We start from the raw sequence: 26,777 nt of genomic DNA, 5'->3' as shown, positions 1-26,777 counted from the left end.
AAGAACGTCTGCGTCATTGCGGGTGCAAAACTACAACCTTTATTCCCTTTTACAAGCTTTTTATTCGCCTTTTTTTGATCTTTTCTTAACTTTTAAACTAAAGCACTGATTAAACGACTCTTAAAACTTAAACTTTTTTAAGCTATTTTGAACTAGGGCTGTTTTTCTGTAAAATCATGCTATTAAAGAGGATTTGATACCTTTCTTTATATAATGAATACTGGTTTACATCTATTCAATAATAGAATTGTTATAAATTAAGTATGGGTACCACCGTTACCACAACATCATACACCTTTATATATAGGTAGTGTTTTTACTTCTCAGCAAAAAACATCTTCTACATTATCAAACCGCGTTAGGGATAGCAGCGAAAAGCCCACAGTGACGACCGAAAGAAAGGAACGAGGACTTGTAGCGAAGAGCCCGACCTTATATAAAACCAACAAGAGTAGCAGGATCAACTGCTACTCTTGTTGTTTTAGATAAGGGAACGCCCACATAAAATTTAATATTCCCATCTACGGGTTTTGTTTAATTCCTCTTGCTCTTGAATGATCTCTGCTGGTATTACTTTCAGGAAAGATGCATGCTGCTCAATTGCATATTCTACTTTTTCTACAATTTCATCAATGGTGTCATTGTCATAATCAATATCCAGTGGTTCTTTGATGATAAACGATTGAAGAATGCCTTTCTTTTTCATGCGCAATCCTTTTTTATCAAATGAACGGCGAAAACCATCAATAACTATAGGCACCACAATAGGTTTGTGTTGTTTTATAATGTGAGCAGTACCTTTACGTACTGGTTTGAATGATTTTGTAGTCCCTTGAGGAAATGTGATTACCCAACCATCTTTGAGCGCGATTTTAATATTCTCCGTATCATCTGGATTGACATCTTTTTTTTCTGTGACATCAACTCCTTTTTGGCGCCAAGTACGTTCTACAGAAATTGCTCCAGCATAAGCCATAATTCTTGGTAAAAGTCCAGCACGCATGGTTTCCTTAGCAGCAACATAATAAATGTTCATTTTGGGTTGCCATAAATAGGTTACATCTTTGATATTATCTTCTCTACCACTTAGGCTTGCATTAAAAACATGAAACATAGCCACAACATCAGCAAAATAGGTTTGATGATTTGATATAAACAGTACATTGCTATCTGGTAGGTTTCGGATAATCTCCGATCCTTCGATTTGAAGCTCATTAAAACCTCTATATCTACGATGTGTAAATCCACCAAAGATTCTGATTAACCATTTTTTTAAAAAGAGTATATGTCCGAAAGGATTTCTTTTGAATAATCCCATATTTTTTGAATTTTATAATAGATGCAAACTTACGAAAAAAAATAATTGCGAAAAATAAGTAAAAAATGGTTAAACTATGATTCCCTATTATGTTGTAACACCTGAATCAAAACGTCTTTCAGTTCACTTAATATCATTGCTGTTGCTCCCCAAACAATATGTTCATTAATATTAAAACCTGGAACAAAAATCTCATTTGAATAAGAGGTAATTTGCTTTTTGTTAACTAGAATTTCATTGTTTAGAAGTAGCATCAAGGGTATTTCGATTATTTGAGCAACCTCTAGTGGATCAGGAATAAAATCGAGAGTTTCTTTACTAATACCTAAGAATGGATATACCATAAAATTGCTAGGTGGAATATACAATTCTGTAAAAGGTTTAATGATTTTGATTTTACTTGGGTCAATTCCTATCTCCTCATGAGTTTCGCGCAATGCGGTGTATGAAAAATCCAAATCGTCTTTTTCATGTTTTCCACCGGGTAAAGCAACTTGAGCTGAATGTACTCCATCATACGAATTTCTAACAATAAGAACTAAGTGAACTTTTCCATTTTTGGGATACAAAAGCATTAAAACCGAAGCTAACCTATGAATTTCATTTGAAGCGCCTATCTTTTTAAGGCTTTCAATTCGTTCAAGAGGAGCCATTTTTATGTGTGCGTCAAAAGCTGGTAAACGGGAATTTATTATTTCTGGAACAATTTCTAAAAATTCTTGAAAATCCATAATCAATGTCTATTTTTGCAAATTGAAATAAAATCTAAATGTAGTTTAGATAATAGAGTATAGCAAATATTACCACAAACAAAATACTTACACATGTATAGCAAAGAGGAAAACCAGAGATTAAAACGAGAATTTTGGATAGCATTTGCTGAAAAATACCCCAGAAAATGGTTGCTATATGACACAAAAATTAAAGATTTTTCATTTAAGTTTTTTGTAGACAATAAAAAAGCCCAAGTACTTATTGATATTGAACATAGAAGTACCGAAAAAAGAATTGCCTATTTTGAAAAACTTGTTTCCTTAAAAAATATCTTAAAAGAAGAGTACATATCATCCCTAGTATATGAGCAAGACTATACTTTAGAGAGCGGAAAAACTATTAGTCGTATTTGGGTTGAAAAACTACACGTGAGTGTGAGTAATAGAACCTACTGGGATGAAATATTTGATTTTTATTATGAAAATATGAATGCGTTAGAGTTATTTTATCTTGAATACGACTCTTATATTAAAGACATATAAAAGGAACCTTTTGAATTAAATAAGATTATAGACAATTATCCTATCCTCATAATTAATGTAAAGTTGTTTTCTGTTTTCTTGTTTTTTTCTGGTGATTATGGACAAAGTACAATCTTCTCCTTGATTGTCTTTGCAATAAAACGTATCTACTTTATCAATATCATTTTCATCAGTATCATAATACTCAACGATTTCAAATAATTGAATAATTTGAGAATAAACAACTATTCTATTTTTCTTAGTATCTAATGTGACGATTAGATTCACATTTTTTGGCGCGGACCATTCCCCCCATTTGCCTTTTTCATTTTTTGTAGAAACACTTAAGGACGAAGTTTTGAATTTATAATTTTGGCTGTATAAAACTGGTCCCGTTATTATAAAAAATAGTTTGATTAAAAATTTAATATTCAATTTCATTACTTAAAAATTAATTTTAGACATTTCTTTTTTGGCTTCCTCAAACTGTTCTAAAATATCATTCATAATTACACTTACAGCTGCTACATTATGAATTACACCCGCAATTTGACCTATCTCCAATTCACCATCAACTAGGTCACCCTCAAACATACCGCGTTTAGCTCTAGCTCTTCCTAGCAATTGTATCAATTCCTCCTTAGTAGGACAGGTTGCGTATAATTCCTGAACGTCTTGATAAAATTTATTTTTGATTAATCGCACAGGCGCAAGCTCTTTGAATGTAAGTTGGGTATCCCCTTCTTTAACTTCTACAACTGTATTTTTAAAATCAATATGTGCCGAAGACTCTAAAGAAGCCACAAACCTACTCCCCATTTGAACCCCATCGGCTCCCAATGTCATTGCGGCAAGCATTCCTCTGCCTGTTGCAATACCTCCTGCAGCAATTAATGGTATTTGAATTTTTTCCTTAACCATTGGTATTAATGTGAGTGTTGTGGTTTCTTCTCTTCCATTATGACCTCCGGCTTCAAAACCTTCAGCAACTACAGCATCTACCCCTGCTTCTTGTGATTTTAATGCAAAAACAGAACTGCTTACTACATGAACAACCGTTATTCCATTTTGCTTTAAGTGAGATGTCCACGTTTTAGGATTTCCAGCTGATGTAAATACAATTTTCACCTCTTCCTCTACAATAATTTTCATTATCTCCTCAATGTTGGGATATAAGAGCGGTACATTAACTCCAAATGGGTTTGATGTTGCTTTTTTGCATTTTTGAATGTGTTCCCGTAATACCTCTGGATACATAGATCCTGCCCCAATTAAACCTAAGCCACCGGCATTACTTACTGCGCTTGCTAGTTTGTAACCGCTGTTCCATATCATTCCACCTTGAATTATTGGATACTTGATATTAAAAAGTGTCGTAATTTTATTCATTAGTCTAACTATAACTATTGTTTGTAAATTTTTCCAGTTTTAACTAAATCCTGAGATTGGAACTTGTATAAATACAATCCGTCTTGCAGTTCTTTAATTGAAACTGATGAGTCCTTATTCTCTATTTTTTTTTCAAAAACTTTTTGTCCTGCAGTATTAAAAAATTGTATCATTCCAGATCTATTATTTTTTGGCAAAACTAAAGATAGTAGATCACTAGTGGGATTAGGATAAATAATTACTTCATTAACTGCTATTTCATTAAAATCTAACTGATCCGTAATAGCAGCATGAAAATCAGGAACTCCATATCCGTATTGATTGTTTGGAGCCGCAAATCTATCCGACGATTTGATTATTATATCTCTAATTTCTTTATTGGTCTTATTAGGTAAAGCCTGCCACAAACAAGCTACTAAACCCGTCAATATTGGGCTTGAAAAAGAAGTTCCATTAGCTGTTACTATATTTCCCAAAGGATCAGAAATAATGGCTGATTGACCTTGAGCCATAACGTCTGGTTTTATTCTATTATCAAAAGAAGGTCCTATAGAACTGAACGAAGTTCTAATTTCATTTGCATTTACGGCTCCGATAGCTAACACAGAAACTGCATCTGCAGGAACTGCTATATTTGGATTGGAAGATGCACCAGAATTACCTGCAGAACTCACTACAATCATGCCTCTCGAAAAAGCAATCTCAGCTCCACGGGACATAAATGCTGTTTTACCGTCCATTTCACTGTACGTATGATTGTAAGATGTATTGTCATAATCAAAATAACCTAAAGAAGTATTGATGATATCTACACCTAAACTGTCCGCTTTTTCGGCAGCTTCAACCCAAAGAGATTCTTCTACTGGATTTTCAGATGTATCATTTTCAGTGATAAACAAGTAATAAGAAGCATCAGGTGCTGTACCAACAAGCTGCTTTTCCTTAAAGCCTCCCATTGTAGAAAGGACCGATGTCCCATGAGAAGTTCCCGTGTAAAAATCTGGATTTCTTAAAACGTAGTTATAACCTCCTAAAATTTGATTATTATCTCTTAATCGTTTAAATGGTTGAGCTGAATTGACTCCTGGAAAACCAGAATCCATAACCGCAATTATCTTACCTGAACCTGTATAGTTTTGTTGGTGCAATAAATGCCCGTTTAGCATTTGAATTTGATTAGATGAAGTTCCATAAGCATACTCAACCTTCGTTTTTGCTATTTTCGAACTATTCTCTTCCTTTTTAACCGAAATACTTTTAGCTGATTGATTCAACGCTTTATTTGCAAAATCAAGTTTGTCAACAAATGGGATTGCTTTCAGTGCATTGAGATCTGTTTGCGTTCCCCTAACATGTATTGCATTGAGCCATTTTGAAGTAGCCATAACAGAAACTCCGCTCATGCTTTTTATTTGCTTAAGATAGGTAGTTTCTATCGGAACATCTTTTGCATCTAAGTCAATTTTCTGATTACTTCGGCGGTCTAATGCCCTTTGCGAAAGCATTTTTACGGGTGTATTAAAAAATATTGACGCACTAGGTTTGTCTTTTAAATACACCCAAGCATCTTGTTGCGCATGAAGTAAAGATGTACATATAAATAATAAGATGAAGTATTTTTTTTTCATAGTGCCCTGTATTATTAGAATGTATAAATTTAAAGCTTGATCTACTATATGCAGAGAAAAATTCTACAAAATCATGAAATAACACCAGAGCCTACTAATTCTTCTCCTAAATACCAAGCTGCAAATTGCCCTTCGGTAATTGCTGATTGTGGCTCCTCAAAAGAAATAAACATTTCATTTTCAAATTGATGTAATGTTGCTTTTTGTAATGGCTGACGGTATCGAATACGTGCCATTACTTCTAAAGTTTCACCATTGGCTAGAGCCAAATCTTCTCGTACCCAATGCACCTCGTCTTTTAAAATTCGTAATGCCTTTTTAAATAAACCTGGATGCTGGCTTGTAAGTCCAGTATATACTGTGTTTGTAATTACATCCGTTGCAATAATAAACAAAGGGTCTTTTGTTCCGCCTACATTTAAACCTTTACGCTGACCGATAGTAAAATAATGAGCTCCTTTATGATTTCCCATAAATTTACCCATCTCTGGTGTATAAGCAATTTTTGTAGCTTCGGTACGAAGTGAATTTTGTACGGTTGATTCTGATTTATCTTCTTTCTGATAAATAGGATGATCTTTATCAATTTGAATAATTGCTCCTTCTTTAGGCTGAAGTTTTTGTTGTAAAAATTCAGGAAGCCTAACTTTACCAATAAAACAAAGACCTTGCGAATCTTTCTTTTCGGCTGTAACAAGTTCCATTTGAGCTGCTATTTCACGAACTTCTGGCTTAGTCAACGCGCCTATTGGAAACAATGATTTTGATAATTGCTCTTGAGATAATTGACATAAAAAATAAGACTGGTCCTTATTAACATCAGCACCAGCAACTAGTTGATATACTATTTTACCATCAATTTCAGTTTCGGTTTTTTGACAGTAATGTCCAGTAGCTACAAAATCAGCTCCCAAGCTCAATGCAATTTTCATGAAAACATCGAACTTAATTTCTCTGTTGCAAAGCACATCTGGATTTGGAGTCCTTCCTTTTTCATATTCATTGAACATGTAATCAACAATCTTCTCTTGATATTGTTCACTTAAATCAACTGTTTGAAACGGAATACCTAATTTTTCGGCAACAAGAAGAGCATCGTTACTATCTTCTAACCAAGGACATTCATTAGAAATAGTCACTGAATCATCGTGCCAATTTTTCATAAACAATCCTATAACTTCATATCCTTCTTGTTGCAACAAATAAGCTGCAACGCTTGAATCTACCCCACCTGAAAGTCCTACAACAACACGCTTCATCTAAAAAAAATTATACTATTTAAGGGTGTAAAGTTACAAAAGATTTACATTAGAAATTCCCAAGATTTTTTTAATTGTTTTTAGTGTTTTCACTTTTTTGTTGCAGGCTCATATTTGTTTCTTTGACAGGTTTTCCTTTTTCATAAAATTGCCAAATACCCATTTTTTTTCCATTTACAAATTTGCCTTGCGAGACAATGGCCCCAGCTGCATCTCTAAAAATTGCAGAACCGTTATAAATATTGTCTTTATAAAATGTTTCTTCAAGAACAACTCCGTTCTCGGCAAATTTTTTATAAAGACCGTTTCTTAAATTATTTTTATAACTAATTTCCTCCGCAATAGCAGCATTAGGATAGTACACAGAGCGCATACCCTCTAATTTACCCTTTACATAATTCTCAACAGTCATAATGGTTTTTGAGGCTTGGTGATAATATTTCCATTGTCCCTCAAAAAGTTTGTTTATCACATTTCCTTCGCTAACTTTATTTCCTTTTTGGTCAAAAAATATTGTGTAAGCAGCACTGTTTTTTAAATTAAACTCGCGCGTAGCTATAACAGACATCGCTTTAGTATCATCAAAAAATTTAAAAACACCTGTTTCCTTTCCATGATCGAAGATTCCTTCAAAACGAGGACGTCTGGATTCTTCATAAACTCCTTTCCATAACCCGTGCTTTTTACCTTTAACATCTAGTTTATTAAACTCTGTTTGCGCACAGATATAGAACGAATTCAAACAAATAAAAACAAGCAGTGTTTTCTTTAAAATTATCTTCATCTTAAATTTTTAGAGTATAACGAAATTACGGCGGTTAAATTATTTAGTAAAATAAAAAACTCTCGAAAAATCGAGAGTTTTAAAAAAAGCTAATTACTTATTCTTTTTGTCCAATGCTTTTTGAGCTTCGGCTTGTTCCATCACTTCTTGTAACTTTCTTTGAAACTTACCTTGTTTTTTTGGTTCTTTCAGTTTGTTTTCTTGAATTTGTGCATGAATTTTATCACTGTCAATGAAATACTTTTTAATAACCAACATGATTAATATAGTAACCAAGTTTGATATAAAGTTGTACAAACTCAATCCAGCTCCATAGCTATTAAAGAAAAACAACATCATTATTGGCGAAACGTAAATCATGATTTTCATCATCTTCGCCATATCTGGCATACCTTCTTGTTGTGGCGCTGCCATTTGCTGATCTCCAGATGTCATTTTCATATAAAAGAAAATGGCTATCGCTGCAAGAATAGGAAACAAACTAATATGGTTTCCATAAAAAGGAATGTAGAAAGGCAATTTTACAATTTCATCAAAAGAAGAAAGGTCATCTGCCCAAAGAAAACTTTTTTGTCTCAACTCGAATGCGGACGGGAAAAACTGAAACGAAGCCATTAAAAAAGGCATTTGAATCAATGCTGGTATACAACCTGCCATAGGGTTAACTCCTGCTTTGTTGTAAAGCTTCATTGTTTCTTGTTGCTTTTTCATGGGATCTTTCTTAAATTTCTCTCCCAATTCTGCAATTTCAGGTCGCAATAACTTCATTTTTGCTTGAGACAAGAATGATTTAAAAGTTATAGGCGACATAGCCAGTTTAATCAATATAGTAAACAATATAATTGCAATACCATAGGCAATATATGATCCTAAGAATCCAAATAATGGCACAAATATGAAACGATTAATCCAGCCAATAATTCCCCAACCCATTGTTACAATTTTCTCTAAATTCAAATCATAACTTGCCAACGTTTTATAATCAGATGGTCCCATGTACCAACTTAATTTGTGATCAATTTCACCATTAGTAAACGCTAATGGAATATTTGCTTTAAATGATTTAGTAAATGTTGTATCTACTTTTTCATCATTCATCAAGTTAGTTGATGTTACTTGGGCGTTCTCAAATGGAGTTTTAGAAACTAATATAGTTGAGAAAAAATGCTGTTTGAAGGCTATAAAAGTTGGTTTTTCGAGCAACTCATTCTCAGAAGCACCAAGTCCAGCGTAGTCTACTTTACCGTCTTTGTGCTCAAAATATATTTCAGTATATTTATTTTCGTATGAAATACTTTTTTCATTTCTATTTGCTTTAAGCTTCCATTCTAAGTCTAAAGGTTTTGCGGTATTCAATACTTTTTGAAGTCCTTGAGAACGAATATCAAAACCAATCATATAATCATTTGGTTTCAAAATATATTTGTACTCTAAGAACTCATTGGCTCCAGCCTTTAATTTCATAGACAAAATTTGGTCTGCACCAATTTTTGTTAATGTTGGTTCAAAATATAAATCTTTAGTGTTTAAGGTACGATTATCCAAGGTCATTAACTGCACATTCAAATTTGCGTTATTGTCCTTAATTAATTGAACTAACTGTCCTGAACCTTTTTTAAATTTCTCAAACTTTTTTAAAGTAGCTTCAACAATATAACCTCCTTTATTAGCAATTGTAAGTTTTACCAGTTCGTTTTCAATTGTTGTTACGCTAGCTTTTGCAGATGGCAAAGTTGCAGAATAAGCAAAACTTCCTAAAGATTTTTCTAATTGTGCTAGTTGTTTTGTATCCCCAGTTGCGGCAACAGCTTGAGCAGCAATTTCAACTTTTTTTACTTCTAGAGCTTTTGCTTTTGCCTCTTTAATTTGTAATGCCTTTTGCGCTTTTTCTGCTGCAACCACCTTTGGATCTGGCTGATTTTGATACATGATAAAAATCAAGATTACAAAAATTAAGGCAAAACCGATAATTGAATTGAGGTCAAATTTTTTTTGTTCCATTTTAATATTTAAAAGTTTTTAATCTATTAGTAGCAAGTTTCAGTAAATGTTTCACTTTATCATTACTATTTTTTCTTTGCTTCCACTGCAGCTGCAACAAAATTAACAAAAATAGGATGCGGATTTGCCACTGTACTCTTGTATTCTGGATGGTATTGAACACCTATAAAGAAAGGATGATCCTTAATCTCAACAATCTCCACCAGTCCTGTTTGAGGATTAACTCCAGAAGATATTAATCCTGCACTCTCTAACTGGTTCACATAGGCATTATTATACTCATAACGATGACGATGACGCTCAAATATAGTTTCTTTTCCATAAATTTTATAAGCAAGTGTATCTTTTTTGATGTCACATTTCCAAGCTCCTAATCGCATGGTACCTCCTTTGTCCGTAACTGTTTTTTGTTCTTCCATCAAATTTACAACAGGATGTGCGGTGTGTTCATTCATTTCAGTAGAATTGGCGTCAGCATAACCTAAAATATTTCTAGCCTGTTCAATGATCGCCATTTGCATTCCTAAACAAATTCCGAAAAACGGAACTTTATTTTCTCTAGCATATTGTACGGCAGCAATTTTACCTTCTATTCCTCTTTCTCCAAAACCTGGCGCTACTAAGATTCCATCTAAGTTTGCACATTTTTCTTTGATATTACTAGCATCTAAATGTTCCGAGTGTATTGAAATTACATTCACTTTCGTTTCATTGGCTGCGCCTGCATGAATAAAAGCCTCCAAAATAGACTTGTAACAATCTTGCATTTCAACATATTTTCCCACCAAACCAATGTTGACAGTATGCTTAGGATTTTTCAATCTTTTTAAGAAAATATTCCAGTTTTTTAAATCTGGTGCTGTTTTCTTTGGTAAATCTAATTTTTTTAAAGCTACCACATCTAATCCTTCTTCGAGCATTAAATTTGGAACCTCATATATAGTTGAAGCATCGATAGATTGTATTACTGCTTCACGTTTTACATTACAAAAAAGAGCCAGTTTATTGCGCAATTCTTCTGATAACTCATGCTCGGTTCTACAAACAAGTATGTCTGCTTTAATACCGCTTTCCATCAATGTTTTTACTGAATGCTGCGTTGGCTTTGTCTTTAATTCTCCGGCTGCAGCCAAAAAAGGAACTAGAGTCAGATGAATTACAATTCCATTGTGCTCTCCAAGCTCCCAAACCAATTGTCTCACGGACTCAATATATGGTAGAGATTCAATATCTCCTACAGTTCCGCCAATTTCAGTGATTACGATATCATAATCCCCAGAATTGCCTAGCAACTGCATTCTTTCTTTAATTTCATTGGTAATATGCGGTACAACTTGTACTGTTTTACCTAAAAACTCTCCTCTTCTTTCTTTTTCAATTACAGACAAATAGATTCTACCTGTGGTAACATTATTAGCTTGAGATGTAGGAACATTTAAAAAACGTTCGTAGTGGCCTAAGTCTAAATCTGTTTCAGCTCCATCATCAGTAACATAACATTCTCCATGTTCATAAGGGTTCAAAGTCCCTGGATCAACGTTTATGTACGGATCAAATTTTTGAATAGTAGTACGATATCCTCTTGCTTGTAACAATTTTGCAAGAGATGCTGCAATGATTCCTTTTCCTAAAGAAGAAGTCACACCTCCTGTAACAAAAATATATTTTGTTTGATTCATTCTGTTGAGTTTTGTGTTGTAGTTGTGTAAAAAACGTGGCAAAAGTACAAATTTAATTGGACTATTAGAATATATACTTATGAGATTTTATAGTTTAAAAATTACCAAACTTTACTATGCACCATCTGTTTTGAAACATAAAAATAAAGAACTATGGTTTGGGATATTTCATTTTTATATTTCGAATCAAGTCCTCTAGGCCGTTAAGTTTTAATTCATAAACTAATTGCAACTGTTGCCCGAGCTCCCCTTTTGGGAATCCTTTATTGGCATACCAAACAATATAATATTCAGGTATTTCAATTAAAAACCAGCCTTCATATTTCCCAAAGGGCATTTTAGTATGAGCTAATTTTATCAGTTGTTTTTGGTTTTGATCCATTTTATAAAAAGAAAAAAGCAAGAAATAAATCTCTTGCTTTATAATTATTGATTACCATGTATTATTTCCAGTTAAACGAAATATTTTTTTCTATTTCTGGATGTAAACTTAAAAAGACAGGGCATGTTAAGGCTGCTCTTTCTAATATTGTTTTTTCTTTCTCGTTTTGAGTACCAAAAACATCAAATTCAATTTTAATTGCACCTATTCTTCTTGGTTCTGCATTCATGATTTTAGTAACATTTGCAATAGAACCCTTTAAATCAACATTTAAATCCCTGGCTTTTATACCCATAATAGTCATCATACAAGTAGCAAGAGCATTTGCAACCGTATCAGTAGGGGAAAAAGCTTCACCCTTTCCGTTATTGTCTACTGGTGCATCCGAAAGAATTTCTGTTCCAGATTGTAAATGAATCGACGATGTTCTTAAATCTCCTAAATATGTTACTCTTGATGTCATTACTTTGCTTCTTTTATAGATAAATCTGTATCGAAATATAAGATATAAATTCCGTTATTACTATACCCTCCCGTGGTGTTTTTTGAGTAATCAAACTTATTATCTACTTGTTCTGTTGCAACTTCCAGAGCTGTTTGCTCAAACTTTTTACCTTGTGACAAGCGCAATAGCACATCAAAGGTCACATCAAATCCTCGTGTTGCAAAAACACTTGGGTACACTTTATTTTTCTTTTTATATTCTTTTTCAAAAATTAAAGCTTCTGGTGATTGATTTTCACGGCTTACAGAAGGGTACATGAGTTTTAGCTTTGTTAAACTCGAAAAATTAATTTCATCAGTATCTAATGTTTCATTAGGTTCTAAATTGACCAACTGTACTTTATAAGTTGCCATAGCATTTGTCAAAGTAGCAAGTGTAGCCTTGATCATGCTTGTGTTTTCGGTTTCCATGACTACATAGTTCACCTTGTCTTTTACTAATAAACTTTTAATACTCTCAGCAGTTACGCCTCCTGTAGCAGTAAGAGGTACAAAACGTACGTCTTTATGATTGTCCGAAATAAACTTAATAACCGAACCTTTTTTCTTATCAACCACAGCAATAACATTACCTCCTTTGGTACGCATGTAATTGAACATGGCATTTTTTACAGCGTCTGGACTAGGAACTGACTGAAAAATGTTAGCGAATTTAACTTCGTTTTCTTTAGACAAAGGAGAAATTACAGGAATTTTATTTAGTAAAACAATCTCTGCCATTTTCTCCACGTTAGCTTGGTAAAACGGCCCTATTATAGCATCAGATTCATCAAGATTATTACTTTTTACTAATGCCGGTACTGCTGAACTATTTTTTGTCTCTTGCGAGTCTACTATTTTTATTTCAACATTCAATCCGAGCGTTTTAGCCGAGTCTATCGCAACTAGAGCTCCTGAATAAAAATCTAAAGTCATATTTAGAAATTTGTCTTTCTTTAAACGGGAAGTGATTGAGTTGACAGTATCGCTTTCAATCTTAGAGACGTTAAAAGGCAGCAATAATGCTAATTTTTTTCTATCACTACTTTTCTTTGATAGTGCAACATACTCTTTTTTAGCTCCTAACAACGACATCATGTTTGAAGACTCAGGTACTCTTATCTCCATTCCTGCTACAACTCCGATAGCTAATGCAGGGTTTTCCTTCAATAGTTCATCTTGTGTTAACCCAGACATTTTTGACAAACTGTAAAGTGTTTCTTTTGGCTTTACAACATAACTTATAAAATTTACTTTTGGAGAAACCAGTTTAGAAACTATTTGTACAGACTCTTTTTTCGCTTCTGATACAGCTGCAACGTTAGCAACTTTACCTGGATTACCTTTAATAATTAGCTCATAACCTATAGGTAAATTGGATATAACTTCAGGATTTTTTCGTTCTAATTCCTCAATACTAATACCATATTTGTTAGCGATAAAATATTTAGTCTCTTTGGCTAAAACAATGTGTTTAACCACTTTTTCTGGAATAGGAACATTAGTTTTTAAAGCGGCTTTAGACGGAATCACTAGAACTTGTCCAATTTTTAAAGCCTGAACATCCAGTAATGGGTTTGCTTTTTGCAATTCCTCTGTAGTAACATCATATTTTTTCAAAATTCCATACAAAGTCTCTTTTGGAGCCATGACATGTTTTGTTGCTGTTACCTCTTTTTTTACTGGTAAAGCAATAGCTTTTTTTGAACTTGGTTCTGGAATCAATAAAATACTATTCAATTGCAATCCATTTTGAACATCTGGATTCAATTTATAGATATCATAAGGTGTTACCTTATATTTTTGCGCAATAATACTAATCGTTTCCCCTTTTTCAACCTTGTGAGTTGTTGCTTTAGATTGTGCTAAAGCACTCAAATTAAACCAAAATGCAGCCATGCAGACTGCTAAAAAATATTTCATCGTTTTTTTATAAATTTTAAATCCTTAACAAATAACGGTACCAAATTTTGCTTTAAAATTTGACACCGTTAATACTGTGCGCAACAAGTAATACTAGTTTTATGTAAGTTTAATTACTCCCATTCAATTGTTGCAGGTGGTTTAGAACTAATATCATACACCACTCTATTTACGCCTTTAACTTTATTAATAATATCATTTGAAACTTTCATTAAAAACTCATACGGAAGATGAACCCAATCAGCAGTCATACCATCAGTAGATTCTACGGCGCGCAATGCAATTACTTTTTCATAAGTACGTTCATCACCCATAACTCCTACGCTATTAACAGGTAAAAGAATTGCTCCTGCTTGCCAAACTTTATCATACAATCCCCAAGATTTTAATCCGTCAATAAAAACAGCATCTACATCTTGTAAAATTTGTACTTTTTCTGGTGTAATATCTCCTAAGATACGTATTGACAATCCAGGTCCAGGGAAAGGATGTCTTCCTAATAATTCTGGATCTATACCTAATGAAGCACCAACTCTTCTTACTTCATCTTTAAAAAGCATTCTCAGTGGTTCCACAATTTTCAATTTCATGTAATCTGGCAAACCTCCTACATTGTGATGTGATTTTATAGTTGCAGAAGGTCCTTTTACAGATACCGACTCAATTACATCTGGATAAATGGTTCCTTGGGCCAACCATTTTACATCTTCGATAATTTTTGACTCATCATCAAAAACTTCTACAAATACACGACCTATTATTTTACGTTTGGTTTCTGGGTCACTTACACCGGCTAATTCAGATAAGAAACGATCTCCAGCATCCACTCCTTTTACGTTCAAACCCATTCCTTTGTATTGGTCTAATACATTTTGGAACTCATTCTTACGTAACAAACCATTATTTACAAAAATACAATATAAATTTTTACCAATAGCTTGATGCAATAAAACTGCTGCTACTGTTGAATCTACACCTCCAGAAAGACCCAAAACAACTTTATCGTCTTGTAATTTTTCTTTCAATTCAGATACCATTTCTTCAACGAAAGCATTTGGTGTAAAATTTTGAGGAACTTCAGCTATTTTTACCAAGAAATTTTCTAACATTTTAGAACCATCTGTTGAGTGAAAAACCTCAGGATGGTATTGTATTGCATAAGTAGTTTCGCCCTCAATTTTATAAGCAGCAAACTCAACATCATGAGTACTAGCAAGTTTCACACCATTAGTAGGTAGCGCTTTAATACTATCACTATGACTCATCCAAACTTGACTGTTTACAGAAACACCTTCAAAGAAAATCTCATCTTCCTTGATAAATGATAAATTAGCTCTACCATATTCTCTTGTATTAGATGCAGCTACTTCACCACCGCTAAAATGAGATAAATATTGAGCTCCATAACAAACTGCTAATAAAGGAAGCTTGCCTCTTATTTGAGATAAATTTGGATGGGGAGCATCGTCTGCGCGAACAGAAAATGGACTACCTCCAAGAATTACTGCTTTATAAGATGATAAATCACTCGGAAAATGATTATATGGGAAAATTTCGCAGAATATATTTAATTCGCGAACTCTACGCGCAATAAGCTGTGTGTATTGCGATCCGAAATCTAAAATAAGTACGTTGTGTTGCATGCGCAAAAATACTTTTTATATTTTGAATTGAAAAATTGAATTTTGAAAAATATTCATTTAATTTGCTGGCCATGCTATTCTCAACTTGTAAGCTTAAAATTTCTAAAATCCAACCTACAGAAATTTACGTATATCCCAACAAAATTACCTCCAATAATTATGAAATCAAAAATTTCTTTAGCCATAGCGATACTATTATTAGTAGCAACTTCCTGCAATGTCATTGATGATATACTCACTTTTACTATTGACAATGAAACAAGTATAAAAATTGACAGTACTTTACCTGTAGGGACGGCCTTTACAATTATCACTCCTGAAGTCACAACAAATTCAAGTGCCACATTTGAAAACAATAAAACCAAGGCCGATTTAGTTAAGGATGTAAAAATCTCCGAATTAAAATTAACTATTACTAAACCTAGTAATAAATCATTTAGTTTTCTAAAATCCATTAGATTGTTTATTTCAACAGATGCAAATGACGAGATAGAACTTGCGTTTCTAGAAGATATTAATTCAACTGCTACTACTTTGAATCTGACCTGCACAACGGCAAAACTTGACAAATACGTTAAAGCTCCATCTTACACCATTAGAACAAGAGCGGTAGTAAAAGAAACTTTGACTGAGGATATAACCGTGAAAGCCAATATGAAATTTAGAGTTACTGCTGATCCTTTTTAATATCCAGTTATCCGAAAATTGATTTTTTAAACTAAGAATTGCGAAGATTTTTACCCTTATTAAACACTTACCATTGAAATCATTTTTTTTATTTGTACTGTTACTTGTTCAGTTGTCTTTAACTGGACAAGTCAAAATTATTTCTTGGAATATTGAAAATCTTGGTAAATCAAAGAGCAATGAAACTGTAGACTTTATTGCTCAAACCACCAGAGATTATGATATTATTGTCATACAAGAAGTAGTTGCGGGTTACGGTGGTGCGCAAGCAGTGGCAAGGCTTGCAGATGAGCTAAATCGAAAAGGATCTAAATGGGATTACTCCATCAGCAACCCTACGTCTAGTAGCGCTTATAAAACAGAGCGATATGCTTTTTTGTGGAAAACAAGTAGAGTAAAACTTATTGGAACTCCTTGGCTAGAAAAAAAATACCATCTAGAAATAGATAGAGAACCGTATTACGCCACTTTTGAAATTGATAAAAAACAATTCACATTAGTAAATTTTCACGCCATTACAAAAAGCAAGCAACCCGAGACTGAAATCAAGTATTTCAGGTTTTTACCTACTTTGTATTCCAATCTCAATTTGATTTTTTTAGGTGATTTTAATTGTCCGCAGTCGCATTCTGTTTTTGGTCCGATAAAAAAATTAGGATATAAATCGGCGTTACAAAACCAAAAAACATCTTTGAAAAGGAAGTGTCAAAACAATACTTGTTTGGCGTCAGAATTTGACAATATCTTTTACAATTCAAATCGAATTTCTTTTTTAAATACAGGAGTAATTCATTTTTACAATAAATTCAATTCACTAGAAGAAGCTAGAAAAGTATCTGATCACATTCCTATTTGGATGTCATTTAAGGTGCTTTAATTTATTCAAAAACCTTAAATTCGGTTCCGTCAAAACTAGCATAAACCATACTAGGATGTGAATCTTGATGGTAAATAGTACCCTTGTGATCTATAGCAATAGCACCCGCAAAACCATCATAAGGTAGTAACTCATTGAAGGTTTTAGCAAAAGCATCTTTAAGTTGCATTCCGTCAGTTACTCGGGTAACAATTTTTACAGCCGTAGCATTACTTACAATATCTTCTCCTACTCCTGTCATGCTTACGCCACAAAAGGCATTGGCATAATTTCCTGCTACAGTAGCCGAATCTGAAATTCGACCTGGAATTTCAAAACCTTTACCACCAGTAGATGTAGCTACAGCAATTTTCCCATTTTGGTCTAATGCTACACATCCTACAGTTCCTGTTCCCGTAGCTTTTAGTTTGGCTTCAAATTCAGCTCTACGTTGCGGAATTTCTGTAGAAAAATACTCAAACCCATTCGCTCTAGCAAAATTAGTAGCTCCAGATCCTCCTAAAATACGATCGTCTTGTTGCATTAATAGAGCCGCTACCTCAATAGGATTTTTTACAGCTTCTATATTGATTACACCACTCATTTTTTGGGTTTCGCCATCCATGATTGCAGCACTCATCCTAATTTTTCCGTCACTTTGAATTTGTGAACCCGTTCCTGCATTAAAAAGAGTATCATTTTCAAGTTGAGTTACAGCATAAACAACAGTTTCTGAAGCAGTATGAGTTTTTAAGTACTCATAAGAACGCATTACTATTTCTTCTAGTGCTTTCTGTTTTGCAATTTTAGTAACATCTGAAGTTGATGATTCCGAAAAAAAACCGCCGTGTATAATTAGTTTCATAATGGAGTTCTAGAATTAAAGTCTGAAGAATCTATAAATAATGCGAAGATTGAATGTGCATTTTATGTGTATCCAAGTTGTAAGTGTCAAACTTACTCATTACGTGTGTGACCAAATGCGAAATGGATATGGGTTGACCCAATTCTACTTTGGTTAAATTAGTATCTTTTATTTCTCGACCGTCTACTAGAATTACAAGTCCAGACCCGATGGCTTCCATCTCTTTATTATTGGTAATTAACAAACCAGTATCTTCACCAAGTCCTATTCCTAAAACTCTTGGATTCCCCACAACTGCTTGAAATAATCGACCAATACGACCGCGCTGAACAAAATGAGTGTCAATAATTACGCCATCAATAAGTCCTAGACCACTCGCTATTTTTACTTCTCCTTTCAACAAGGCTTCAGAGCTGCTACCTTGGTAAATCATATTGTTTGACGCTGCTGCTGCACCTGCTGATGTTCCAGCATAGATAAACTCTTCATTATGATATTTATCAAGCAACATATCGTGAAAAGGAGTTCCGCCTAAAATAGAACTTAATCTTAATTGATCACCTCCTGTAAACATTACAATATCAGCCGCTTTTAATCGTGCCAAAACTTCGGGATCAGCTGCTTGCTCTCTTCTTTCAATGGTCAGTATATCAACGTTCTTTGCATTTAAATAAGTAAATGCTTTTACATATTCGGGACCAATTTCACGCGGAATTACTGATGCCGTTGTAACAATCTCTATTCTAGATTCCTCTTTATACTTTGACTCGTTAAGAATTCTTTTTAAAATTCCAGTTTCAAAAAAATTTAAATTGGTATTTGCGTTTTTATCTAAATCAGTTTCTGTAAAACTTCCTTTGTCTACAGCACCACCTATAATTATCAGTTTTCCAAGTATATTCATTTGGCAAAAATAACTAAAAACTTAAAAATTACCATTTGCAAGGGCGTTTATTTAAAAAAAATACAATTTGAAGCATATTATTGCATAAAATTTTTATTTCATATCAAAAATGGCTACATTAGTAAAATCCTTGCTTTTATTTTAATTTCTAATACATTGTTTTTGAAAAATATTTCAAAACTCAAATTCTAGAATAAAAACATCTGTTTGGCTTTCACCTAAAAAAATCATTTTGCTTTTATGAAAATTATTAAAATACAAGCCCTACGTGGACCGAATATTTGGAGTATTCAACGAAAAAAATTAATCCAAATGCGATTGGATTTGGAGGAAATGGAACAATTTCCTACCAATAAAATCCAAGGTTTTAGGGAAAGAATAGAAGCTATGTTGCCCAGCATGATAGAACATAGATGCTCTGAAGGTTGCAGAGGTGGATTTTTCTCAAGGGTAGATCGTGGTACGTGGATGGGACATGTTATTGAGCACATTGCGCTCGAAATTCAAACTTTAGCAGGAATGGAAACTGGTTTTGGTAGAACCAGAGAAACTAAAACCCCAGGAACTTACAATGTTGTTTTTAGTTACACTGAAGAAAATGTAGGTTTATTTGCTGCCGAATCTTCAGTGGCAATTGCCGAAGCCTTAATTGCGGGTAAGGAATATGATATTGATGCCGACTTGCAAAAAATGCGTGAAATTAGAGAACGCGTTCGGTTAGGACCAAGTACAGGGAGTATTGTAGATGAGGCCGTTTCGCGTGATATTCCTTGGATACGTCTAGGAACTAACTCATTAGTACAATTAGGATATGGCATAAACCAAATGCGCTTTCAAGCTACAATTACCTGCAAAACAAGCAGTATAGCAGTTGATATAGCTTGCAATAAAGAACAAACAAAAAAAATGCTAGAGAATGCTTCTATTCCTGTAGCCAGCGGAAGTATTTGTGTTGATGAAGAAAGCCTAGCCGATGTGATCAAAAAAATAGGCTATCCTATTGTGCTTAAACCATTGGGAGGCAACCACGGAAAAGGCGCTTCTATAAACGTAACCAATTGGGAAGATGCTGTATCAGGACTTGCATTTGCTCAAACCTATGGCAAACGGGTGATTGTAGAAAAATTTATCACAGGTTTTGATTTTAGAGTTCTTGTCATAGACAATAAACTAGTAGCAGCAGCAAAAAGAGTACCGGCTCATGTTGTAGGTAATGGCGTTGATACCATACAGCAATTAATAGATACTACTAACTTAGATCCAAGGAGAGGCTATGGTCATGAAAATGTATTAACTCAAATTGATGTTGATCGTGATACCGAAGATTTACTAGAAAAACTAAACTACACACTTGAAACCATTCCTAACAATGGTGAAACCGTATTTTTAAAATCAACTGCAAATTTAAGTACTGGAGGCACATCAGTTGATGTGACTGATATGATGCATCCTGAAAATATTTTTCTAGCAGAGCGTATCTCTAGAGTTATAGGACTTGATGTATGCGGAGTTGATATCATGGCCGAGAATTTAACACAACCTTTAAAAGAAAATGGCGGAGTTATTCTAGAGGTTAATGCAGCACCAGGTTTTAGAATGCATTTGGCTCCCTCAGAAGGATTGCCAAGAAACGTTGCCGCTCCAGTGATTGACATGTTATATCCGCCCGGAAAATCATGTAGAATTCCTATTATTGCGGTGACAGGAACAAATGGTAAAACGACCACTACCCGACTCCTTGCACATATTGTAAAAAACAATGGATTCAAAGTTGGTTTTACCACATCTGATGGTATTTATGTGCAAAACCACATGATGGAAAAAGGTGATACAACAGGACCATTAAGCGCCGAGTATATTCTAAGAGATCCTACTGTAGAATTTGCAGTGCTAGAAACAGCACGTGGCGGAATCCTGAGATCTGGATTAGGATTTAGCCGTTGCGATATTGGTATTATTACAAATATTCAAGAAGACCACTTGGGTTTAAGTGACATACACACCTTGAGTGATCTTGCCAGAGTAAAAGCAACTGTGGTTAGGAGCGTTAAAAAGAATGGATGGGCAGTTTTAAATGGAGATGATGAACATTGCATTAAAATTGCAAAAGAACTCCAGTGTAATGTAGCCTACTTTAGTTTAAATGAAAATAGCGAATTCATAAAAAAACAATGCGCTGAAGGAAAAACAGTAGCCGTTTATGAAAATGGTTTTATAACCATTAAAAAGGGGGAATGGAAAATAAGAGTGGAAAAAGTTACACTAGTCCCGCTAACATTAGGAGGAAAAGCTAAATTCATGATTGCCAATGTTCTTGCTGCAACCTTAGCCAGTTATTTATGGGGATTCAAAACGGGTGATATTAGTCAATCCTTAAAAACATTTATTCCCAGTGCTGCGCAAACGCCTGGACGTATGAATATTTTCGAGTTTAAAAAATTCAAAGTGCTTATTGATTTCGCACACAATGCATGTGGATATAAAGGAGTTGCTGATTATTTGGAAAGCGTAACTGCATCCAAAAAAATAGGAATTATAGCAGGCGTAGGAGATCGTAGAGATGAAGATATTAGAGAATGTGCCTACCTTGCAGCGTGCATGTTTGATCACATTATCATCAGACAAGAAAAGTTTTTAAGAGGCAGAACCGAAGAAGAAATTATCAATTTAATTCTTGAAGGTATTAAAACCTCAGGTAAAGATGTTACCTACGAAATTATTCCAAAAGAAACTGAAGCCATAAAACACGCTATCAATTGCGCCGAAGAGGGCAGTTTTATAACCGCATTGAGTGATGTAGTGACCAATGCCATTGAAATAGTTCAAGAATACCTTGACAAAGAAAACGAAAAAGAGACGTTTTAATTTCTTTTTTTCTTGGAGCTATTCCTGCTGTCCGTTATATTCCCGCTTAAAAAACTACGGCAAAAAAGCCTTGTTTTTCAAAATCGGGAGATGCCACTGCCATCAGGGCTAAAAAAACAGAAAACCAGTTCACAAGACTGGTTTTTTTGTTTTCAATACTATTTACGTTTTCAATTTTTTCTTTTTGGCAGCCGGAAACAATACGTTGTTCAATATCAGGCGGTATCCAGGAGAATTTGGATGCAAATCCAATACAGTAGGTGGATCACCCACTTGGTGCTGAAAATCCTCAGGATCATGACCTCCATAAAAAGTAAACATTCCTTGCCCTTTTTGACCATGAATGTACCTTGCCTCACCATTTAATTCACAGCTTCCCATGACTAAAATATTTGATTTTATCAATCCAGCATCAAAAGCAGTAGTTTGCCCCATAAATCCTTTTACTAGTTGCGTATGACTTTGGCATAACATACTAGGAATGGGATCCCATTTTGCTGAAAATTCCATAAGTGTAAAATAATCTTTATCAACAGGTATTCTACGTTTAGGTGTCATGTCAATATCTGAGAATTCATATACCTCTGGTTTGCGTTCTAACGTAAAATCTTTAAAAGCAAACGAACTGCTGTAATTCATCTTCGTTTGATAATTGCCTTCACTAGCATCTCCATCAAACATAGCCTCGCAAATATCAACACCATCTGCTGCTAGTGCAATATCAAAGCTATCTGTGGCTGAACACATGGCAAACATAAATCCTCCACCAATAACAAAATCTCTAATTTTTTTAGCAACAGCTCCTTTTTGTTGTGAAACTTTTGTGTACCCTAATTTGGTTGCAAGCAGTTCAGCTCCTTTCTTTTGCTCGATATACCACGGAACATTCTTAAAGGCATTGTAAAATTTCCCATACTGTCCCGTAAAATCTTCATGATGTAAATGCAACCAATCATAAAGCAATAATTGATCAGATAAAACCTCTTCATCATAAATAGGCGTAAACGGAATCTCCGCATAAGTTAACACAAGCGTTACAGCATCATCCCAAGGTTGTTTCCCTTTTGGGGTATACACTGCAATCTTAGGCGCTTTTTCAAGAACTACTGATTCCATATTTTGTGATGGACTGGAAATTTCACTTAAAATAGTGGCTTGTTCTTGATCTGAAAGAATTTCAAAACTCACCCCACGGATCTGGCATTCTTTTCTAATCTCGTCAGCGTCTGGCAACAAAAAAGAACCACCTCTATAATTCAGCAACCAACTAGCTTTATAATTTTTATTCAAACACCAAAATGTTATTCCGTATGCTTTTAAATGGTTTTTTTGAACCGTTTCATCCATTGGTAACAATAAAAAGGAAGCCTTCATGGTACAAGACAACAAAAATAATACAAGAATAATAAAACGTTTTAGCATGTTAAATCTATTTATAACCCAAATATAGTAACTAAGCTACTCCTAGTTAAATAATTTAACTATTTAATTTAACTGCAAGAATAAAAACACGTAAAACTACGCATTATCAATTATAGGTTTAAACTTAACTTGCACAGCATATTAAAAAACTAACCATGAAAAATGAAACTTGGAATAACAATTTCAATAATACACCAATAAATCCTTTGAATGTTTTAAAAAAAATAGGTTTATGCTTACTGGTCATATTCATAATCTTATTTTACGTGTTGTGTTTTCAATACCTCGCATAAATTAATAATGTTAATACGTAAATTTTGAAAAATTATCACACCTCTTTATCTGCTAAAATTTTATCCGTAGTGCAAGCAAACGGAGATACAAGTTTGTTAAGACGTCAGCTATATTTTACTCGTGCTGACAAATTGGAAAAAAGTTTAAATACAGATGATCTAAAAAAAACATTTTGGATCAATATTTATTACGCCTACTTTTTAATCATGAAAAAAGAAAATATTGACTTAAACAGCAGGTATAATTTAAAAAGGATACGAATTGCACGTACTGAAATTTCTTTGAATGATATTGAGTTTGGGATTTTAAAAAAATCAACAATGCGTTTGGGTTTAAGTTATTTTGTGAATCCCTTCCACTCTAAGTTTGTAAAAACAATGTCTATACAAGAAATGGATTATAGGATTCATTTTGCAATACAAAGTATTACCTTAAAAAAAACTATACTCAATTATTATGATAGCGAACTACTAAACGAGCAGCTTGAAGAAACTATGAAACTATTTATTAGTCAAAAAATGCAACAAACCTCTTCATTTCAATAATAATTAATAAAAACAAATTCGTTTAGAACTTCTGTACATTTTTAGCTTTTAAATTATACTACTCCATACTCATTATATCATTTTGAATTGCAAACAATACTAAACCTGCAATATTTCTTGACTCTGTCTTTAAAAGTAAATTATTTCTATGTCCTTCAACAGTTCTTGGACTAATAAACAAATCGTCTGCTATTTCTGTACTACTTTTTTGATCGCATATAAGTTTCAAAACTTGAATTTCCCTAGTAGTTAAAAAATTAGAGTCTAATAAACACTTGGTTTTTTTCACCATTGAAATATCCTCTTGAATTACCTTCATAATGTAATCTGTGTAGTAATATCCTCTTGTAGCTACTTCGTTTATCGTTATCAAAAGTTCTTGTGGAGTTGTGTTTTTTACTAAGTAAGCCACTGCCCCTACAGAAATCATATTTGATATAAAAGATTTTGTATTGTAACTTGTTAAAGCAATAATTTTTATACCAGGATAAACGGTATGAATTATTTTTGTAGCCTCTACACCATTTATACCCTGCATTTTCAAATCCATTATGATAATATCGGGATGATTGTCCTGATTGCTTTCAAGAAAACCCAAGAGCTCTCCGCCACTTGAAGCTTCATAAATTACATCAATGTTTTTTTCTCTATCCAATAAAAATGAAATTCCTTTTCTAAAAAGAATTTCATCATCCACTATAATAATTTTAATACTATTTTTCATTAGTCAAAATTAAAAATTATTGTAACTCCTTCGTTTGGCGCAGATTTTACATCCATAGCACCTTTCAAAAAAGCAATTCGGCTTTCAATGTTTTTCATCCCTAATCCTTTCATATTATCAGAACTATCGATTACAAAACCAATTCCATTATCCGTATACGTACATTGCTTTCTATTTTCTATTTCTTCAAAAAGAATAGCAATCTTAGTAGCTTTGCCGTGACGCAAAGAGTTATTCATTAGTTCCTGTAAAATCCTGAACACATGTAAATGACGACCATTTTCTGCTATATTGAATGCTGTTCTAGAGCTGTAATTTACATTTACAGCCTTTGAAGTACTAAACTCTAAACACAATTCTTCGACTCCTGCGTGTAAACCAAATTTTTCCAAAACAGGCGGTAGCAACGCGTGTGCAATTTTTCTAGAGCTGTCCAATGCCTTGCCTGTTAACTCAATTATATTTTGCGTTATTTCCTGAACTTCGTTCACAGTCAAATTAGGACTGTTTAACAAATGACTGTTTAAGGCTACCACATTCAATTTTGAACTTATATCATCATGCAAATCCTGAGCAATTCTTTTTCTTTCTTCTTCTTGAGTTAAAATTACGGCTTGAATTTGATCTTGTTTAAATTGAATTTCTAAATCTTTTTTCTCTAATTCTTTTTTGATTATTCGTTTACGAGAAAAATAAAAAAAAACGATTAGACCTACAGCTAGCAGTATAAAAAATAGAGACGTATACAATATTATTGCAACAATCTCTTTTTCATATATTTGACTTCCTTTCATGGTTACTTTTTAATACTTTTTTAGAAAAACTTTTTTTCCATTCAACTAAAATAAGCAATTGAAAAAAAATTATTAAAAAATAATTTACGTTCCAAGTCAATAACTTAAATTCAACACTCAAACCTATTGTTAAGTTTCCTACAAAAAACAAAACGGTACTTGCCAGTAAATATAAAATTATTCCTATGGTTAAATAATAATACTCCTTATTCTCTAACAACATGTTGTACAAATGCATGACGGCATACAAAACTACAAGCAATGAAGTAAGAGCAATTTCAAATAAATTAAACTTAAAAAATTGCTCAGGATAGAAGCAATAATCCAGCAATAACAATAAAGAACCCACAATCATAGTGTATTTTATTATAGCAACTTGTGCTTTAGTCTTCATTAATGATTTGTAAAAAAAACCCAAACAAAAAAACTGTCCGATAAAATATGCATGAATTAGAAATAAGTTATTTTTACTTTGTAATACTAAAATTTCCATACTTACTTGTACAATAACTAAAACTGTTAGATAATAAGTAAGATATTGGAAGGTTTTCCCATGTTTAGAAAAACCTCCCCAGTATAAAATAAAATTTAGTACTAATAGAAAATATCCTATATATACTAAAATTAAACCCATTCCTATTAATTTTGTAATGGACTGTCTGGGTCGCCGTGTGGAGGGCAAGGTCTTGAAGCATCATACACAATACCACCTTCATCTGAATTACCCTCGACAGCAGTTTTCGAAGTTCCAAAAACATCTCTGTAAATACCTTTTTCGTCTCTATTTGCTCCTACAAAGATAAGTGTTTCTTCTTTTTTATTATTAATCCCAAGGTAGGCACGCACAGCATCTGTTTTAAGAGCTAATACCGCTTCAAGACTTTCTCTTGGAATTAAAAAAGCATCTACTTTCTTTTTATTTCCTTCTAATTCTTGCTTACCTCTAAAAGCTTTGGTCCACTTTTCAGCAGTTTGTAATGAAACTTCAATTGATTCTCCAAAATTTTCGTTGTCCATAATTGTTTTTTTATAAGTTAGTTTATAGTACTTACTGTATTAAATAAGCAGTGCTAAGATATTTATTTTTTTTCAAAAAA

The 26,777-nt window shown here is 33.4% G+C and carries 25 protein-coding genes; 5 read left to right on the top strand and 20 right to left on the bottom strand.

What is annotated here, in order from left to right; genetic code table 11:
• Nucleotides 1-508: 508 nt before the first annotated feature.
• On the bottom strand, nt 509-1,318 hold the full coding sequence (locus tag FJV36_RS06815) for a 1-acyl-sn-glycerol-3-phosphate acyltransferase (protein WP_158730483.1): 810 nt from the start codon (nt 1,316-1,318) through the stop codon (nt 509-511).
• A gap of 74 nt (nt 1,319-1,392) precedes the next feature.
• Entirely contained in the window at nt 1,393-2,049 is a 657-nt protein-coding gene (locus FJV36_RS06810; protein WP_158730481.1) for a CoA pyrophosphatase, read from the bottom strand.
• 93 nt (nt 2,050-2,142) lie between these two features.
• Between FJV36_RS06810 and FJV36_RS06805 the strand changes: the two genes are divergently transcribed.
• Complete coding sequence (locus FJV36_RS06805; RefSeq protein ID WP_158730479.1) at nt 2,143-2,574, top strand: DUF4268 domain-containing protein; 432 nt, start codon at nt 2,143-2,145, stop codon at nt 2,572-2,574.
• A gap of 15 nt (nt 2,575-2,589) precedes the next feature.
• On the opposite strand, the gene FJV36_RS06800 is transcribed toward FJV36_RS06805, so the two are convergent.
• From FJV36_RS06800 to guaA, 11 genes are all read right to left on the bottom strand, one after another.
• The gene (locus tag FJV36_RS06800) at nt 2,590-2,994 is read right to left on the bottom strand and encodes a hypothetical protein (RefSeq protein ID WP_158730478.1); all 405 of its coding nucleotides are present in this window, start codon (nt 2,992-2,994) and stop codon (nt 2,590-2,592) included.
• 3 nt (nt 2,995-2,997) lie between these two features.
• Nucleotides 2,998-3,942 carry a nitronate monooxygenase family protein gene (locus FJV36_RS06795; RefSeq protein ID WP_158730476.1) on the bottom strand — a complete coding sequence of 315 codons (945 nt, stop codon included), beginning with the start codon at nt 3,940-3,942 and terminating at the stop codon, nt 2,998-3,000.
• 14 nt (nt 3,943-3,956) lie between these two features.
• Complete coding sequence (locus FJV36_RS06790; protein WP_158730475.1) at nt 3,957-5,570, bottom strand: S8 family serine peptidase; 1,614 nt, start codon at nt 5,568-5,570, stop codon at nt 3,957-3,959.
• 71 nt (nt 5,571-5,641) lie between these two features.
• Nucleotides 5,642-6,829, bottom strand: a complete 1,188-nt coding sequence (gene mnmA, locus FJV36_RS06785; protein WP_158730474.1) for a tRNA 2-thiouridine(34) synthase MnmA — start codon at nt 6,827-6,829, stop codon at nt 5,642-5,644.
• Between the two features lie 70 nt (nt 6,830-6,899).
• Nucleotides 6,900-7,613, bottom strand: a complete 714-nt coding sequence (locus tag FJV36_RS06780) for a toxin-antitoxin system YwqK family antitoxin (protein ID WP_158980950.1) — start codon at nt 7,611-7,613, stop codon at nt 6,900-6,902.
• 93 nt (nt 7,614-7,706) lie between these two features.
• Nucleotides 7,707-9,614, bottom strand: coding sequence for a membrane protein insertase YidC (gene yidC / locus FJV36_RS06775; protein ID WP_158730471.1), 1,908 nt, complete (start codon nt 9,612-9,614; stop codon nt 7,707-7,709).
• Nucleotides 9,615-9,679: 65 nt separating this feature from the next.
• Nucleotides 9,680-11,293 (bottom strand): CTP synthase, encoded by a 1,614-nt coding sequence (locus tag FJV36_RS06770; protein WP_158980948.1) that lies wholly within the window; start codon nt 11,291-11,293, stop codon nt 9,680-9,682.
• A 151-nt stretch (nt 11,294-11,444) separates the two neighbouring features.
• The gene (locus tag FJV36_RS06765; RefSeq protein WP_158730468.1) at nt 11,445-11,675 is read right to left on the bottom strand and encodes a DUF3820 family protein; all 231 of its coding nucleotides are present in this window, start codon (nt 11,673-11,675) and stop codon (nt 11,445-11,447) included.
• Nucleotides 11,676-11,736: 61 nt separating this feature from the next.
• On the bottom strand, nt 11,737-12,138 hold the full coding sequence (locus FJV36_RS06760) for an OsmC family protein (protein WP_158980946.1): 402 nt from the start codon (nt 12,136-12,138) through the stop codon (nt 11,737-11,739).
• Complete coding sequence (locus tag FJV36_RS06755; RefSeq protein ID WP_158980944.1) at nt 12,138-14,081, bottom strand: LysM peptidoglycan-binding domain-containing protein; 1,944 nt, start codon at nt 14,079-14,081, stop codon at nt 12,138-12,140. The genes FJV36_RS06760 and FJV36_RS06755 overlap by 1 nt, the downstream gene beginning before the upstream one ends.
• Before the next feature lie 113 nt (nt 14,082-14,194).
• Nucleotides 14,195-15,724, bottom strand: a complete 1,530-nt coding sequence (guaA, locus tag FJV36_RS06750; RefSeq protein ID WP_158730463.1) for a glutamine-hydrolyzing GMP synthase — start codon at nt 15,722-15,724, stop codon at nt 14,195-14,197.
• Nucleotides 15,725-15,883: 159 nt separating this feature from the next.
• On the opposite strand from guaA, the gene FJV36_RS06745 reads away from it, so the two are divergent.
• Nucleotides 15,884-16,411 (top strand): hypothetical protein, encoded by a 528-nt coding sequence (locus FJV36_RS06745; protein WP_158730461.1) that lies wholly within the window; start codon nt 15,884-15,886, stop codon nt 16,409-16,411.
• A gap of 73 nt (nt 16,412-16,484) precedes the next feature.
• Nucleotides 16,485-17,288: an endonuclease/exonuclease/phosphatase family protein gene (locus FJV36_RS06740; protein WP_158730460.1), complete on the top strand. Its 804-nt coding sequence runs from the start codon at nt 16,485-16,487 to the stop codon at nt 17,286-17,288.
• A gap of 1 nt (nt 17,289) precedes the next feature.
• Here the strand turns inward: FJV36_RS06740 and FJV36_RS06735 are convergent, their stop codons facing one another.
• Together FJV36_RS06735 and FJV36_RS06730 are read right to left on the bottom strand one after the other, a co-directional pair.
• Nucleotides 17,290-18,132 (bottom strand): isoaspartyl peptidase/L-asparaginase, encoded by an 843-nt coding sequence (locus FJV36_RS06735; protein WP_158730459.1) that lies wholly within the window; start codon nt 18,130-18,132, stop codon nt 17,290-17,292.
• Nucleotides 18,133-18,163: 31 nt separating this feature from the next.
• The gene (locus tag FJV36_RS06730) at nt 18,164-19,036 is read right to left on the bottom strand and encodes a cyanophycinase (protein ID WP_158730457.1); all 873 of its coding nucleotides are present in this window, start codon (nt 19,034-19,036) and stop codon (nt 18,164-18,166) included.
• 240 nt (nt 19,037-19,276) lie between these two features.
• On the opposite strand from FJV36_RS06730, the gene cphA reads away from it, so the two are divergent.
• Nucleotides 19,277-21,901 (top strand): cyanophycin synthetase, encoded by a 2,625-nt coding sequence (gene cphA, locus FJV36_RS06725; RefSeq protein ID WP_158730455.1) that lies wholly within the window; start codon nt 19,277-19,279, stop codon nt 21,899-21,901.
• 162 nt (nt 21,902-22,063) lie between these two features.
• Here the strand turns inward: cphA and FJV36_RS06720 are convergent, their stop codons facing one another.
• Nucleotides 22,064-23,323, bottom strand: a complete 1,260-nt coding sequence (locus tag FJV36_RS06720; RefSeq protein WP_158730454.1) for an asparagine synthetase B — start codon at nt 23,321-23,323, stop codon at nt 22,064-22,066.
• Nucleotides 23,324-23,640: 317 nt separating this feature from the next.
• Here FJV36_RS06720 and FJV36_RS06715 point away from each other — a divergent pair, with 317 nt between their 5' ends.
• On the top strand, nt 23,641-24,162 hold the full coding sequence (locus FJV36_RS06715; protein WP_158730453.1) for a DUF547 domain-containing protein: 522 nt from the start codon (nt 23,641-23,643) through the stop codon (nt 24,160-24,162).
• Nucleotides 24,163-24,220: 58 nt separating this feature from the next.
• On the opposite strand, the gene FJV36_RS06710 is transcribed toward FJV36_RS06715, so the two are convergent.
• From FJV36_RS06710 to FJV36_RS06695, 4 genes are all read right to left on the bottom strand, one after another.
• The gene (locus tag FJV36_RS06710; RefSeq protein ID WP_158730452.1) at nt 24,221-24,886 is read right to left on the bottom strand and encodes a response regulator transcription factor; all 666 of its coding nucleotides are present in this window, start codon (nt 24,884-24,886) and stop codon (nt 24,221-24,223) included.
• The gene (locus FJV36_RS06705) at nt 24,886-25,680 is read right to left on the bottom strand and encodes a sensor histidine kinase (RefSeq protein ID WP_158730451.1); all 795 of its coding nucleotides are present in this window, start codon (nt 25,678-25,680) and stop codon (nt 24,886-24,888) included. The genes FJV36_RS06710 and FJV36_RS06705 overlap by 1 nt, the downstream gene beginning before the upstream one ends.
• Nucleotides 25,658-26,074, bottom strand: a complete 417-nt coding sequence (locus tag FJV36_RS06700; protein WP_233264622.1) for a hypothetical protein — start codon at nt 26,072-26,074, stop codon at nt 25,658-25,660. The genes FJV36_RS06705 and FJV36_RS06700 overlap by 23 nt, the downstream gene beginning before the upstream one ends.
• 245 nt (nt 26,075-26,319) lie before the next feature.
• Nucleotides 26,320-26,697: a hypothetical protein gene (locus FJV36_RS06695; RefSeq protein ID WP_158730450.1), complete on the bottom strand. Its 378-nt coding sequence runs from the start codon at nt 26,695-26,697 to the stop codon at nt 26,320-26,322.
• Nucleotides 26,698-26,777 lie beyond the last annotated feature (80 nt).

This window comes from Flavobacterium sp. I-STPP5a, from assembly GCF_009764685.1.
In the GTDB taxonomy this organism is placed as follows: domain Bacteria; phylum Bacteroidota; class Bacteroidia; order Flavobacteriales; family Flavobacteriaceae; genus Flavobacterium.
This window is presented reverse-complemented; position numbering and strand designations above follow the sequence as displayed.